This window comes from Brassicibacter mesophilus (assembly GCF_050433385.1).
GTDB lineage: Bacteria > Bacillota > Clostridia > Tissierellales > Proteiniboraceae > Brassicibacter > Brassicibacter mesophilus.
Map to the genome: position 1 here is coordinate 373,151 of NZ_JBNPXI010000001.1, position 15,338 is coordinate 388,488.

17 protein-coding genes are annotated in these 15,338 nt (G+C 30.8%); 1 reads left to right on the forward strand and 16 read right to left on the reverse strand.

Features of this window, described 5'->3' with window-relative positions; genetic code table 11:
- Positions 1 to 45 precede the first annotated feature (45 nt).
- The 3 genes from HNR33_RS01860 to HNR33_RS01870 are packed head-to-tail and all read right to left on the reverse strand — an operon-like array spanning position 46 to position 2,607.
- Positions 46 to 567 (reverse strand): methylated-DNA--[protein]-cysteine S-methyltransferase, encoded by a 522-nt coding sequence (locus HNR33_RS01860; protein ID WP_429079385.1) that lies wholly within the window; start codon positions 565 to 567, stop codon positions 46 to 48.
- Positions 564 to 1,241 carry a DUF2225 domain-containing protein gene (locus tag HNR33_RS01865; protein WP_429079387.1) on the reverse strand — a complete coding sequence of 226 codons (678 nt, stop codon included), beginning with the start codon at positions 1,239 to 1,241 and terminating at the stop codon, positions 564 to 566. Before HNR33_RS01865 ends, HNR33_RS01860 begins: the two co-directional genes overlap by 4 nt.
- Positions 1,222 to 2,607, reverse strand: coding sequence for a VanW family protein (locus HNR33_RS01870; protein WP_429079388.1), 1,386 nt, complete (start codon positions 2,605 to 2,607; stop codon positions 1,222 to 1,224). The genes HNR33_RS01865 and HNR33_RS01870 overlap by 20 nt, the downstream gene beginning before the upstream one ends.
- A gap of 323 nt (positions 2,608 to 2,930) precedes the next feature.
- Between HNR33_RS01870 and HNR33_RS01875 the strand changes: the two genes are divergently transcribed.
- Positions 2,931 to 3,764, forward strand: coding sequence for an undecaprenyl-diphosphate phosphatase (locus HNR33_RS01875; RefSeq protein WP_429079389.1), 834 nt, complete (start codon positions 2,931 to 2,933; stop codon positions 3,762 to 3,764).
- A 58-nt stretch (positions 3,765 to 3,822) separates the two neighbouring features.
- Here HNR33_RS01875 and HNR33_RS01880 read toward each other — a convergent pair whose 3' ends face one another.
- From HNR33_RS01880 to HNR33_RS01940, 13 genes are all read right to left on the reverse strand, one after another.
- On the reverse strand, positions 3,823 to 5,820 hold the full coding sequence (locus HNR33_RS01880; RefSeq protein ID WP_429079390.1) for a cell division protein FtsA: 1,998 nt from the start codon (positions 5,818 to 5,820) through the stop codon (positions 3,823 to 3,825).
- A gap of 90 nt (positions 5,821 to 5,910) precedes the next feature.
- Positions 5,911 to 6,558, reverse strand: coding sequence for an endonuclease III (gene nth / locus HNR33_RS01885; RefSeq protein ID WP_429079391.1), 648 nt, complete (start codon positions 6,556 to 6,558; stop codon positions 5,911 to 5,913).
- 51 nt (positions 6,559 to 6,609) lie between these two features.
- Positions 6,610 to 6,891 carry a DUF503 domain-containing protein gene (locus HNR33_RS01890; protein WP_429079392.1) on the reverse strand — a complete coding sequence of 94 codons (282 nt, stop codon included), beginning with the start codon at positions 6,889 to 6,891 and terminating at the stop codon, positions 6,610 to 6,612.
- 161 nt (positions 6,892 to 7,052) lie between these two features.
- On the reverse strand, positions 7,053 to 7,862 hold the full coding sequence (locus HNR33_RS01895; protein WP_429079394.1) for a nitroreductase family protein: 810 nt from the start codon (positions 7,860 to 7,862) through the stop codon (positions 7,053 to 7,055).
- 123 nt (positions 7,863 to 7,985) lie between these two features.
- Positions 7,986 to 9,176, reverse strand: coding sequence for a glycine C-acetyltransferase (locus HNR33_RS01900; RefSeq protein WP_429079396.1), 1,191 nt, complete (start codon positions 9,174 to 9,176; stop codon positions 7,986 to 7,988).
- A 170-nt stretch (positions 9,177 to 9,346) separates the two neighbouring features.
- Positions 9,347 to 10,462, reverse strand: a complete 1,116-nt coding sequence (gene queG, locus HNR33_RS01905; RefSeq protein WP_429079397.1) for a tRNA epoxyqueuosine(34) reductase QueG — start codon at positions 10,460 to 10,462, stop codon at positions 9,347 to 9,349.
- A 19-nt stretch (positions 10,463 to 10,481) separates the two neighbouring features.
- Complete coding sequence (gene lepB / locus HNR33_RS01910) at positions 10,482 to 11,033, reverse strand: signal peptidase I (RefSeq protein ID WP_429079398.1); 552 nt, start codon at positions 11,031 to 11,033, stop codon at positions 10,482 to 10,484.
- A 186-nt stretch (positions 11,034 to 11,219) separates the two neighbouring features.
- Positions 11,220 to 11,957: a ZIP family metal transporter gene (locus tag HNR33_RS01915; protein ID WP_429079400.1), complete on the reverse strand. Its 738-nt coding sequence runs from the start codon at positions 11,955 to 11,957 to the stop codon at positions 11,220 to 11,222.
- A 118-nt stretch (positions 11,958 to 12,075) separates the two neighbouring features.
- The gene (locus HNR33_RS01920) at positions 12,076 to 12,306 is read right to left on the reverse strand and encodes a hypothetical protein (protein ID WP_429079402.1); all 231 of its coding nucleotides are present in this window, start codon (positions 12,304 to 12,306) and stop codon (positions 12,076 to 12,078) included.
- A gap of 21 nt (positions 12,307 to 12,327) precedes the next feature.
- The gene (locus HNR33_RS01925; RefSeq protein WP_429079404.1) at positions 12,328 to 12,945 is read right to left on the reverse strand and encodes a stalk domain-containing protein; all 618 of its coding nucleotides are present in this window, start codon (positions 12,943 to 12,945) and stop codon (positions 12,328 to 12,330) included.
- Positions 12,946 to 13,333: 388 nt separating this feature from the next.
- On the reverse strand, positions 13,334 to 13,639 hold the full coding sequence (locus tag HNR33_RS01930) for a hypothetical protein (RefSeq protein ID WP_429079406.1): 306 nt from the start codon (positions 13,637 to 13,639) through the stop codon (positions 13,334 to 13,336).
- A gap of 265 nt (positions 13,640 to 13,904) precedes the next feature.
- Entirely contained in the window at positions 13,905 to 14,729 is an 825-nt protein-coding gene (locus HNR33_RS01935) for a deoxyribonuclease IV (protein ID WP_429079407.1), read from the reverse strand.
- A 13-nt stretch (positions 14,730 to 14,742) separates the two neighbouring features.
- On the reverse strand, positions 14,743 to 15,216 hold the full coding sequence (locus HNR33_RS01940) for a DUF456 domain-containing protein (protein WP_429079409.1): 474 nt from the start codon (positions 15,214 to 15,216) through the stop codon (positions 14,743 to 14,745).
- Positions 15,217 to 15,338: the final 122 nt, after the last annotated feature.

Below are 15,338 nucleotides of genomic sequence, written 5' to 3' on the forward strand. Positions count from 1 at the left end.
AAGAATTCAGAATTTTAAAATAAAAAACCAAAGACTAAGCTTTGGTTATGCTCTTACTATTTTGTTTTGAAAAATCTTTATTCCTTCAAGTTCAAGTAGCTTTATCTTTATGTCTATTCCTCCACCATACCCAACTAAGTCACCATTGTTACCAACTACTCTATGGCATGGTATGATTATAGGAATAGGATTTCTATTGTTAGCCATTCCAACAGCCCTATATGCTTTATCTCTTCCAATAGCCTCAGCAATATCCTTATAGGATCTTACTTCCCCATATGGAATTTTCAATAATTCATTCCATACAGACATTTGGAACTCAGTTCCATGTAAGTCTAAAGACACATCAATTTTCTTAAGCCTGCCTGTTAAAAACAATTTAATTTGCTCACTATAGTTCGTTTCATCACCATTGTGCTCAATAATATCATCGTAAAATTTGCTAAGATACCTAGGATACTCCATTTTTTCATTGGTAAGAAAGCTTAAATTAACAATTCCCTTGTTACTAAATGCTACCATAACATCCCCAATATCTGTACTAAAGCTATGATAATATACTCTCATATAACTTTTCTCCTTTTATCTTCTTTGGCCATAAGCCATTGTTCTCTAACAAGTTTTTCAATTCTTGGATTTGTTTTTATTGAAGGGCTAGATACTATTTTCCCAAACCATGATATAGCTACACTGTTTTCCCCAATCCTCCTATACAGTTCACCTATTAAATAGCCTAAAGTCACTTCATCCATGACACTATTTGATAAGCTTTCACTGTAAAAGGCTTCTTCAAATAAAGCTACTGCATATTGTAAAAATCTTTGTTCTTCATTATCTTCATTCATTCTATAAAGCCATGCTATTCTTAAGCATATATTCCCAAGGTCCAGCTTTTTTAAGTCAATTAACTGTCCACAATATAATGCAAGTTTGTTGCATATAATTGCGTCATCTATTGACCTTACTCCTGCGTACTCCTTCTTATACCATCTAGCAGTTATATTTATCTTTATAATATCTTTCTTGCCTTGAGGTAAAGAATTAAAGTTTGCTTCTTGAGCTGCATAGCCACAATGCGGACAAACAAAGACACTATATTTGATAGGATTTTCTCCTTTATAATAAACTAAGAGGTCACTATCTCTTTTATCTACTCTTAGTCTAGAAGATTTTACTTTACTTGAAGTAAACTCCTTATTGCATGATGGGCATTGTATTTTCTTATTGTATAGTTCCTCCATTTTCAGCCTCCTCTTCGGTGTCAATTTCTATTGCTGGTCCTTTTTTAATTATGTATTTTTTAGGTTTATAATAATCATTTGTTATTAATTCTCTATCTATTTCTTTTCCCTTATGATATGTAATTTTATATGTTTTTACTTTATATCCATACCTGCCTTTTTGGACAACTATTTTCTCACCAGGACTCAATAAACTATCTATACTCTCTTCAATTTCTGGTTCTATTTTCTCAACAATATCCGATTCAATTTTTATTGCTTTACCATTTTCATCTTCTTTACTAAATATATCAATTATAAGGTTATTTGCGCTGGTTCTAGCACGTAAATATATAGGAACATCTAAGCTGTTTCTGAACTTTAAGTCTAAATAATTATACGCAACGGCAGCATCTCTTCCATGCTTAACATAGCTTGCAGGTATTGAATGGGGATGTCTTTCAACTATTTCTATATTCGACAACAGCAGTGCGTTATACAGAGTAGTAGAAACTTGGCATACACCTCCACCTACTCCCGATGTATAGTCACCATCTACTATTACTATAGACTCTTTATATCCTGCATCTGCATCCCTACTACCAGTTGTATTATTAAAAGAAAATGTTTCACCAGAAAGAATTATCCTTCCATCTATTGATTTTGATGCAAGATTAATGTTATGTATTCTACCAGCTGTACTGCCTTTAAATGATGATGAAAATGACCCTATTTTTGACGTTATCTTACTTAATGTAGCTTTTGTAAGTCTAGGTATATCTTCTATAACAGGAATTTCAACAATATCTGAATACATTAAGGAGTTAACAATTCTTTCCTTTAGAGCATCTTCTTGTACCTTTTTTCCTATAACTTCACGTGTTATAGCAGGTTTATCGTTGACAATCCTTATTTCAGCATCTTTACTTTCATCATTCACACCATATTTTACTATATCTATTATACTACTTATCTTCCGATTGTCATATATTATTTCCATATTTATATCTTTTCCATAGATTTTTGCACTCAAAATACTTTTCAGTCTTTCGCGTATATTTCCTTCACGACCTATTTGGTAAGCTTTTTTTGAAGCTAGATAATAATCATATTTAACACCTATATCTTCATACTTAACTGCTAATATATAATCTTTATATTTCAGATTAATTCTTCTATCCATAAGCTGTTTTTGAAATCTATTTTCTAGATATTTAGAAGCCTCTATAGCATTCTTGCCACTAACAGAAACTCCGTTAATAGCTACTCCTTTATGAATTGATGTTGTGTTTAATACAAAAAATAAAAATAATAATAGAGTTAATATCATACCTATTATAATAGCTATAATTACTTTTTTAAAACTATATTCTTTTAAATATTTCATATAACCCCCACCTACAATTACTATATATGTTTTATCTTTAATAAAGGATATTACTATAGCTATACAAATATACCCCTAATGTGATTACACATTATTTTTAGGTAGTACTTAACAATTTATTCAAAGAAAACATGTCTACATCTTGAAACTTTTGCATTATAGAAATATAATATGATAGACTAAGAAAATTACGATAGCCTACTTGCATAAAATCCTTTAGCAAAAAGTAAGAAAAAGTAAGAATTATGTAAGATGCATGTCAGAACAAAAAGATAAAATAATATATAATAAAATTAATATGTTATAGGGGGTATTCATTGATTATGGAAACTATATTATTGATATTGAAGTCTATTTTATTAGGAATTGTAGAAGGTATAACAGAGTTCTTGCCAGTATCTTCAACGGGTCACCTTGTTATTTTTCAAAATTTGATAGGGTTTGAGGGAATAACTCCTAATTATGTTGAAATGTATACATATGTAATACAACTCGGTGCTATACTTGCAGTAATTATACTTTATTGGAAAAAAATTAAAGACACTCTTATAAATTTCTTTCCTCAAAAAGTTGGGTATGAAAAATCTGGATTCAAGTTTTGGTTTATGATAGTTATTGCTTGTATTCCTGGGGGATTTTTCGGAATACTGTTAGACGACATAGCAGAAAAGTATTTATTTACACCTGTATCTGTAGCTATAACCTTATTTTTAGGCGGAATATGGATGATATATGCAGAAATGAAATTTAGAAATAATAATACTAGAGGACGGGAATTAAATGTTACAATGAAGCAGGCATGGATAATCGGATTGTTTCAATGTTTAGCTATAATCCCTGGAATGTCGCGTTCAGCTTCAACCATTATAGGGGGATGGGTATCAGGACTTTCTACTGTTGCAGCTGCAGAATTTTCATTTTTCTTGGCAATTCCAGTTATGGTAGGAATGAGCTTTTTGAAAATCTTAAAAATTGGCGGTCTATCTATACTTACTTCTCAAGAAATAATATCTCTTGCTATAGGTTTTATAGTATCGTTTTTAGTTGCTCTAGCTGTAATTAATAAGTTTATCTCATATTTGAAGAGAAAGCCAATGAGAATATTTGCAATATATAGAATGATATTTGCAGTTTTGGTTTTATTGGCTGGTTTTTAGATAGATATAAAGCCATACTACTAAATATTTAGTAGTATGGCTTTATTGTTGATTAACATCATTTTTCCCAGTAGATTTCTATATTGTCACCATCTTTTATGTCTTGTATGTATTCAGCTCTTTCTCCATTTACCTTAAGTGTTAAACTTCCTTGTGGCTTGGATAAATCAAAATCAATATATTCAAAAACATCTACAAAAATAAAGCTTTCTTTATTATGATTAATATTTACTTCCTTACCATTAATGAATAGTGTTATATTTTCTCCTGCACTATTATCATGATCATCAATACTAACACTTTTCAAGTTAGTAGTTAAAACATCCCCATCTTTTAATAAATAGTTATAGTCAATAGTTTTTCCTTCTTTAAGTACTGTATATTCAGATGGAGCTAGCTTTAAGTATGATAGCAATTGTTCTAAATTATCAATTTTATCAAATTCAATAAAATCGTTTTCATTAATATGTATATTATCTTTAACTTGATTTCCATTAATTCTGATATTGCTTATTAAGCTGACCTCCTTATCGTTACAGATTATTTTTTGTCCAATATTTACACAACTATATAAGTCTATCTTTGCATCTTTACCTTTAGTTGCGTCGATTATTTTGATATTATCACCATCATTAATTATCTGCTCTAAATTAGCTAAATGATTATTAACATATACTTTTGCAGACTCTCCTACTTCACCTAAAACCTTCTTCTTAATACCATTAATATAATAATTAAGCGCTTCTCCTCGTTTAGGTATAAGCTTTCGCGGATTGTATCCAATTAAAACTAAAACATCAGATATTTTTACTTGATTCGAATTGAATATTGAAACATTTTGATCATTCACTATGACATCTATGAAATCCTTATATTTTTTATTAGCAGCAGTAATGGCTATTCCTATAGGTGTTATTGCATGAGGTCCCCTTATTTGCTCAGGGATATCTAAAACATTCTCTATTATTTCTGTATCTTTAACTACTACTCTTTCTTTTGGCATTTCAAGATAATCAGATATGTATTCACTAATACGTGGTATCTGACTTCCTCCTCCTATAAGAAAAATAGCACTTGGAGCCTTCTCGTTATACTCTAATATTTTATCAGCTATTTCTTTTGCTAGCATTTTAATGGCTTCATCTATATTATCTAGTATCTGATCAGTTGTCAGCTCGTGCTCTATTCCTACAATATCAAAGAATTTGTGTGTATTATCTGAAGTTAACTTGACTTTTAATCTTTCTGCTTCATCATAATCTAGTAAATATGTTGTAGCAATTTTTTCTGTTATCTCATCTCCTGCTATAGAAGCCATTGCATAAGCAACAATAGTTCCACCCTTTGTTATTGCAATATCTGAAGTGCCGGCACCTATATCTACCAAAGCTAGATTCAATAACCTTAAATTCTTTTTGATTGCTACATTTATTGCAGCTATTGGCTCAAGTGTCAGGTTTACAACCTCTAATCCAGCTCTGCTCATGACAGTGTATAAGCTATCAATTACAGTATGCGGTAAAAATGTTGCCAATACATCTATTCCTATTTTATTGCCCCTATGCCATTCTAGATTTTCAATAAAGTTATCATCTAAATAATAATTAATAACAGTATATCCCACACAATAGTACCTTGTTTCATCTTTAGATATGCTCTTGTCCAAAGTATCTTGGGCGTGTTGGATCGCTTCCAGCTCAAGACTCTCAATCATTCTATGATTTATTTCCGTAGTAATATCAATTTCTCTATCAATTCTAGCTCGATATGTTCTTAAAGCCCTACCAGCAGCAGCTATTGCAACTTTACTAAGTTTTAAATTTAATTTATTCTCTAGATTTTCTTTAATTTCTTTAACAATTTCAGTTACTCCATTGATGTCATGAATTTGTCCATCATACATCGTTCTTTTCTGGTGTTCTAATATCTCACTAGCAATAATCTTAAACTTATTATTTTGATATGTGCCTACAACTCCTATAACAGTTCTTGTTCCTATATCTAAAGAAAATATAAGGTCATCTGTATTTGTATTTATCATATTATCGGGACCCATAGCTTCACCCCTTTTAAAAATTAGTAAGCAATTAAATAGTATTCTCCAAGAAAGTACCTTTTTCCTTTAATTATGACAAAAAAAAGGAGATTAATCTCCTTTTTTATTATATTTCTTAAAGTATGAACAATATTCAGTTATAGGGCATTCCTCGCATAGCGGTCTTCTCGCTTTACATATTCTTCTTCCATGAAAAATCAATAAATGGTGTGCCTTTGACCAATCTTTTTCATCAATATTCATCATCAAATCTTTTTCAGTATCATCAACGTTTTCACTGTCAGCTAATCCAATCCTATTAGATACTCTAAACACATGAGTATCAACAGCTATAGCATTTTTACCAAAAGCATTGCTGATTACAACATTTGCAGTTTTTCTTCCTACCCCTGGAAGCTTCACAAGCTCTTCTCTAGCATCAGGTACATTTGAACTATAATTATTAACTAATATCTCACAAGTTTTCAATATGTTCTTACTCTTTGTTCTATAGAAGCCTATGGTCTTTATAATTTCACCAAGCTTCTCCTCAGAAAGCTTTAAAAAATCTTCAGGTTTTTTAAAACTTTTAAATAAATCTTCTGTTACAATATTTACCCTCTTGTCTGTTGATTGAGCAGAAAGCATAGTGGCTATCAGCAGTTCAAATGGAGTTGTGTAGTTTAGCTCACACGCCGCATCTGGATAAAAATCATTAAGTATTTTTAGAACCTCATTTATCTCATATTTTTTTAACATTTTCCTCTCCTTTTATATTTCATTTTAAATGCTTCGCTATAACCTGTATATTTATAGTATCTCTATTTGGTGATTTACTATCTCAACTCTTCCGTCACCTTCAATAAATTTTAGTACATTTGAAACCATCTGTTGCGCATGTATAGTATCATTTGTTACACATGCAAATCCAATTATAGAGCTTCTCCACTTATCATTTAAATCAATCTCTGCAATAGAAACATTAAACCTCGACTGTATTTTTCCTATAATACTTTTAATAACATGTCTCTTATCTTTTAATGAGTTAGCTTCGTATATCATCAATTCAATTGTACAAGCACCTATAATCATTTATGACACCTCTCTTGATATCTTACTAAAAAACAATTTGTGGGTATTTATTTATACCACTAATTACTATTATACATTAATTTTATTTTTTTATCTTTCTTAAAGGAAAAACTCGTATCCACAACTCAAATCAGTGATACGAGTCTTTCTATTTTAAATAATTAAATACTATAATATGCAACAGCCTTATAGTTTTCAGGCAAATCATACTCATCAGAGCAGCAATCATATAAGCTCCAATTTCCTGTGATACCTTCCTCATGTGCTGCTTTCTCAAAGTATAACATTATGATTCCTGAGTCAAGTCCATTGCTTTCATTACTTTGCGATACAGTAAGAGCAACTTTATCATCACATAGTATAAACCTCCAAGGTTGTATGTTTCCCCAAGATGGTGCAAGTTTTGAATAATAGAATACGTTGCTTAATCCTCTACTGTCTATTTCTTCAAATGAGATTTTTTCTCCCCATTTATGTTTATATACTATGTCTTCGATACCTAACCTACTGCTTTTTTGGGATGTATCAGTTTTAAAAATACCTTTATATTGATAGCCAAGTGCTATAAAAGCTGTAATTACATTGTCAGTATCAATTTTTAAAACCTTCTTAAGTTCTTCTGAGTCTTCAATACTCAGCCAACATGAGCCTACACCAAGCTCCCAAGCCTTTAGCCTCATGGATTCCATAATATATCCGCTGTTTTCCATAAGTCCTTTAAACATCTTGGAGGTAATAACTAAATAATGAGGTGCTTCTATTATTTTACCAAAATATCCTGCACTGTTTTTTAGTCCAGTGAAAAGACTCTCCATATTATCAATAAATCTGATTGATATGTTATCTGATCCTAATAATCCAGAGCTGTTATAGCCGGTTTCTATTATTTGTTCAATAGTATCTCGAGAAACTGACTCCTTTTTAAAATCGCGAATTGTTTTTATGTTTTCAATTAATTCCATATACCTCATAACGTTTCCCCCTTACATAGTGATATCAACTTGCCTTAATATGTAATATATTTATATAGATATCCAATTAGTGGTCAATTAAACAAATAAAGGTGCAGATTTTCTCTGCACCTTGTTTAAAGCCTATTTAAGTATATTCATTTCCTTTCCAACCTTTTCAAATGCAGCTACTGCTCTATCTAATTGTTCTTCATTGTGGCCAGCAGTTACCATACATCTTACTCTTCCTGTTCCTCTAGGAACTGTTGGGAATACTATACCTGAAACAAATACACCATTATCAAACAATTTTTTACTGAATTCCATTGTTTTAGCCTCATCTCCAATAATTACTGGAGTAATAGGAGTTTCGCTGTGTCCAGTATTAAAGCCAAGGTTTCCTAGCTTTTGTTTGAAGTATTTAGCATTTCTCCAAAGCCTGTCTGTGTATTCTGTAGTTTCCATTAAAATTCTAATAGCTTCCATTATTGAACCAACTGCTGCTGGAGGTAAAGAAGTACTGAATAATATAGGTCTTCCTCTATGATTTAGCCACTCTTGCATAGTCTTGCTACCAGCTACATATCCTCCTACAACGCCTATAGCTTTTGATAATGTTCCAATTGAAAAGTCTACTCTGCCGTGAAGTCCAAAGTGGTCTACAGTACCTCTTCCACTTTCACCTAGAACTCCTGAGCCATGTGCATCATCAACATAGGTCATAGCTTCATACTTTTCAGCCAGTTCAACGATTTCTGGCAGTTTAGCTATATCTCCATCCATGCTGAACACACCATCAGTAATAACTAAGATGTTTCTATATTTGTCTCTACTCTCTTTTAAAACCTGCTCCAAGCTATTCATATCAGAGTGTTTGTAAATAGCTCTGTCTGCCTTACTAAGTCTTGTACCATCTATAATACTTGCATGGTTTAGTTCATCCGATATGATTATATCTCCTTTTTCTGTAATAGCTTGTATTGCACCAGCATTACAATTAAATCCAGATTGGAACACCATAGCTGCTTCTTCTCTTTTAAATTTTGCAAGAAGCCCCTCTAATTCTTCATGTATATCCATATTTCCTATAATAGTTCTAACTGCACCAGCACCTGCACCATATTTTTCAACAGCTTCAATTGCAGCTTTCTTTAATCTTGGATGATTTGCAAAACCAAGGTAGTTGTTAGATGATAGATTTATAACTTTTTTGCCATTTAATATAACCTCTGACTCATTAGGACCCTCTAATATCGGAAGCTTTCTGTAAACTCCTTGATCCTTTAACTCTTGAATTTTTTCTTTCAAGAAACTTAGTTCATGGACATTGCTCATTTTATACTCCTCCTTATGTATAGATATGGAACAAACTATTATTAAAATACTACTATTAAAATACTACATATATCTTTATTCTCCTTCATTTACTACTTTTTTTTAACATTTAAAATATTCTTTATTAGTCTTACCTATTTCAAAGGAATTATAATATATAACACTATGTTTTATTTATCAGAGAAATATCTTAGCAATCGTTTCATTTCTTCTATTACTTTGTCATCTTTTTCTTTATTTAGATGAGAATTAATTATTTCACATCCTATATTGTAATCAGTTTTTAAAATAGCCCATGCGGCATATTCCCTTACTAACGAACTTGGATCATTAATAGCTGCTTTTAGTAGATCTAATGAGGTTTTGTCTTTCATATTTCCTAAAGATATTAAACAATTTCTTTTTAAAATATTTTTTCCTCGCCAGCTACCAGACATATTTCCATATTTATCTCTATACTCTTTATTTGACATATTAAAAAGTTCTTCAATGTTTATATTGCCATTGGTTATATTTGGTATAAACTCATCTGTATTTCCAAGCTTGACTCCTTTATTTTTAGGGCAAACTAGTTGGCATACGTCACAGCCATATACCTTGGCTCCCATCTTCTCCCTTAGCTCATATGGTATCCATTCCTTTGTCTGAGTTAAATAAGATATACAGTGTTTTGCATTTATTCTATATCCCTCTTGTATCGCTTTTGTCGGACATGCTCTTACGCAAAGTGAACATTCTCCGCATTTTGATTCTGACTCCACATCATAACGCATTAATAAATCTGTTATAATGTGACCAATAAAAATAAATGAACCATAATCATCATTTATTATTGAGCAGTTTTTACCATACCAACCTATGCCAGCTTTTTTTGCAACCTCTCTGTCAATTATTGGTGATGTATCAACACTGATAACATATCTAAGATCTTTTACTTTTTTTATTTTCTCTACCAATAATTCCATTTTATTTTTTAATATATCATGATAATCCATACCCCATGATGACTTTGAAAGCTTTCCATGAGGAGTAGTATTAATATCTTTATTCCTAAATCCAGTATTATAAGATACTCCAATCACAATGATTGTCCTACATTCTGGCATAAGCATACTAGGAGTTATCCTATCAGATATAGAGCTATGTTCAAACTCTGTTTCATGATTTTGCTTTCGTCTATTTGTGAGCATCTCTTCTAAATGAGCAAACGGCTCACAGCTTGTAAATCCTATTATATCAATCCCAAGCTCTATTGAGCTATCTATAATATATTTCTTCAAATCCATTTATCCCAATCCTTTATTATTATTCATCATATTGAACTGCAAAGCTTTTTATTCCGTTCACTGGCCAAACCTTAGTAATTGCTTTTCCTTTAATATTTTCCATAGGAACTAATCCAAACATTCTGCTATCATTACTATTATTACGGTTGTCTCCCATAACAAAAACATATCCGTCGGGAACTATACCTTCAACTAGATTATAGTCTCTATCCTTAAAGTCATTATCTAATATATAGTTTTCATTAAGCAATAGGTCGTTTATGTATACTCTATTTTTTTCCACTTTAAAACTATCTCCTGGAACTGCAACCACTCTTTTAATAAACAGTTCCTGCTGCCTTTTTTCTATAGGAGGATTAAATACAACTATCTCTCCTCTTTTAGGATTATTATAAATATAGCATATCTTATTAATTAAAACTCTATCATTATTTTTAATTGTGTATAGCATCGATTCTCCACTTACTATAGTAAGTCCAATTATATAATTCTCGATTAAAATTGAGATAATTAATGCAATAATTATTACTTTGCCCACTTTTATTAAATCATATATAAGACCTTTTTTCATATCCACACTTCCTATCTATAGAAATATATTCGCTTATAATCCGCTATTATTTGTATTATTGCTATTTTTTTCGGATATTATATCTATTTTTAATATTTAATCATTACAAAAATAAAATAAGCTATTTCTAAATAATATTCTTTCAGATATGAAAAAATTCAATTTGATTTTTAAACATAAATAAAATTATTCACCTATAACTGTTCTAAATACTATCATAAGTATAAGTCCTAATATAAATCCATATGTTGCTATTAGCTCATTTCCATCGCAGTGACTCTCAGGGATTAGCTCGTGTGATACTACATAAAACATAGCTCCTGCTGTAAGTGATAAGATAAATGGCATATATTTAGATGTGAAGCCAATTGTAAGAAGACCAAATATTGCAGCGATAGGCTCCCCTAGTCCAGTTAAAAAAGAGAATAATATTGATTTTAACTTTGAATTTCCTTCTTCTATCATCGAGGCTGCTACCACCAGTCCTTCAGGGATATTTTGTACTCCAATTGCTAGCGCCAAGTTTAAACCAGTTGCTATTTTCCCTGTTCCGTATCCCACTCCAATTGCAAATCCTTCTGGGATATTGTGTATTGCAACTGCAATTCCTAGTAATAAAGTCTTGTAAAATGAACTTCTCTTTTTATCTTTTCTATAATCATCAGCATGCAAGTGAGGAACAGTAAACTCTATTATTGTTATTATCAATGTTCCAGTTATTATCCCTCCGATTACAGCTATAATACTTCCCTCTTTTAAAGCAGGCTGTATTAGATTAAAAGAGCTTGCAAATACCATGATTCCGCCAGCAAAGCCTAAGAGACCATTTTTTACAGCAGTAGGTATCGTTTTTACAAAAATAAGCGGCAATGATCCAAAACCAGCACATAGTCCTACAATAATACTGACCAAAATTCCATTCATGTATGTCCTCCTTATAATGTGAAGATATATATATTATTATTTCTTCAGTGTATGTTTATACTGTTTTAAGCTAAAGAAAAGTAGTGACAAAATGTCACTACTTCTTTAAAATATTTTATTATTTAGATATATCATCTGGATTATTGTTTGAGTTCAAATGTATTTTTGTATGTGTCAACCCTTTTTCACTCACTTCGACTTCCTTTTTAAATAAAACATCACCTTTCTCATCTAACAATGAAATATTATACTTGCCTGGGTTAATGTTTTTGAAAAGAAATACGCCTTTACCGATTACTTTTGTTTTATAATAGTTACTTTCATTATCAATGTAAACTGTCTTATCCATATAATCTTTATCTGATACTATTTACCCTTGTAAAACATTATATGCCGTTTTAAAATGTAGGTTCACATCTTGCTTATACATTTCGCCTTCTTTACTTTCAAGTGTAGATGCAGGGATAAATAGATTGTAATTAGTATTTAGCTTGAGCTGCTTTTTAGGAATAATTAAAAGATTAGTTTTTATTGTCACACCTGGCATAACTTTTTCTATAGACATCCTCTCACCAAAACAGTCCACAAGATATATATCTTCAATGTCTTTTATCCTTGTCATTTCTTTATCAAATACTAAGTCTAAATATCCCCAATGCAAAAAAGCATCTTCACTAAACTCTTGCGGAAAAGCATACACTATCTTTAGTTCATCGTTAACAGGTTCAACTATTGTTGCAGTATTTGTTTTTGAATCCCAGTTTATTTCTTTTTCAAGCATTTCTGCAACGGTTCGTAGAGGAACATATGTTGTATCTTTGTACATTATATTATCTGCTGTTATCTTCTGCCCATTTACGACAATATTAATTGAGTTGAAAATTACCTCAATATTTTCCTTCAAATCATCAGCATAAATAGTTATACTTGAAAAAATTATCAGGAAAATACCTAAAGAAATAAATAACTTTTTATACTTTTTTCTCACCCTATCACCCCATTTTTTAATCTAGTAATCAAATAATATTATACCATATATGTAAAAAATTTGAACGACAACTTCTTTTGCACAAGCAACTTCAGGTATTTAAATAATATTTTTATTACTGCAGCCTTACAATTAATTACTACAGACTCTACATTAGTATCTTTTTATGTGGATATATTTGATAACAATGGTTATTATTTTTCTTCATTCTTTTGATTTTTTAATTTTTTCTTCTAATTCTTTTACTTTCATTTTATCATCAAACATTGGAAAAGAGTTTCTATCGATGCTTATTTCATAATCATCACTAAAATCAGAGTATTTTTCACTCTTTACTTTTATTCCTCCTTGAATATTGCTTATGAAATAGTAGTATGAATCGCCATTATTATTTAGAAAAAGTACCTTTAAACGATTTGTCTAGTTTCACATCTATTCTCACAACTATTTTTTCAACAGGTATATCAGAATCTGTTTCTACTGGACGTACTTTAGGTTTATGAATTTTTTCAATTACACCTACAACTATAGCATCACTGTTTTTAACCAACTCATCTGTAGTACTAAACACACGCTCTAGGCTATAGGCACTATGCTTATTATTATCAATACTAAATCTTGTTATTAAAAAAACTGACCCTGCTAAAACTATAGCAATCAATAGTAAAATATGGATATGTTTTTTTAATTTCATAATATCCTCCTCATTCGAGTAACTCAAACAAATCTTAAGCTCTTACTTAACTAAATTATACCTCATTTCTATATATTGTAAACTTCATATGCTATATCTAGTGATTTAGTGTTATATCATAATAATAAAGTTTTTGCTTTTCATTATTGATTTTCTCATTGTTATAATACATAACACAGATAATGGTAAATATTTAATGCTAGTGAAAGTATATTATAAAACTTACATCAAAAAATATTTAAGACGGCAAGTAATTCTCGCCGCCTTAAATGTATCTCTTTATCATTTCAATTTCATGTTTGTGTCCTTCAGGTTCATAAGGAGTTTCCAAAAAGAAAGGTAAATTTTTTAGCTGAGGATGACTAACGAAGTTTATTATCGCTTCAAGTCCTATTGTCCCTTCCCCAATACCTGCATGCCTGTCCTTTTTACTATTAAACTCTGTCATACTATCATTAAGATGTATTGCTTTTAGTTTGTCTATTCCTATTACTTTGTCAAACTTCTCTAGAACATTATCCAAATCATTTACAATATCATAACCAGCACTGTATACATGACAGGTATCTAGACATACTCCTATTAGTTCTGAATGTTTTACTTTATCGATTATTCTTCTTAATTCTTCAAAAGTACTTCCTATTTCTGTTCCTTTTCCTGACATGGTTTCTAATAAAATCATAGTGCTCTCATTTCCAGTTATTATTTCATTTAATACAGCTGCTATCCTATCTATTCCGTAATCTATACCTTTGCCAGTATGGCTTCCTGGATGGAAATTGTATAATGAGCATGGTATAATCTCTAATCTTTTCAAATCATCTTTAAATGCCATTTTTGCAAAATCCCATGTATCTTCTTTATGTGAGGCCATGTTAAGTGTGTAAGGTGCATGAGCTAATAATGGTCCAAAATTATTTTCAGACATTAGCTCCTTGAACTTTTCTATATCCTTCATATCTAATGCCTTAGCATTTCCTCCTCTAGGGTTCCTAGTGAAAAACTGGAATGTATTTGCATTAATACTAACAGCTACTTTCCCAGCTTTAAAAAACCCTTGAGAAATTGATAAATGACTTCCTATATACATATATAATCACTCCTTAAAATATTACCTTTAGTAAAAAGCTAATTATTATTATTAGTGAAATAGTGCTATTGGCAACTACACCTAAAAGATACCCTATAAACGTAGCAAAACCAACCTTTATAGATGCGCCTAAATCACGGCTGCGTAGCAACTCTCCAACAATTGCTCCTGCAGATTGCCCAATTATGAGTCCAATTATATTAAATATGATGAATCCTATTATTCCTCCTATAATTGCACCCATAACTCCATATCTTGATGCTCCAACTTTTTTGGTGGTTATAAGTGAAGCAGAATAATCCAGTATTATTGCAACTACTGTAAGCACCCCAAATACTATAGTCATAGTAACAGTAATATCATTAAACTTCGTAATGATACCATAAACAAGTGCAGAAACAAAAACTAATCCTGTCCCTGGAATAGCCGGTATGAACGTTCCAATAAATCCAATAATCATAACAACCACAGTTACAACTTCTAGCAAATTATAGCCTCCTTTATCCTCACTATTTATCTATTATACCCACATTTGACCATCGAAACCAACTATTAATAAAGGTTATTGTGTCAAAAAAAAACAAACTACATATTCTAATAGTATATATA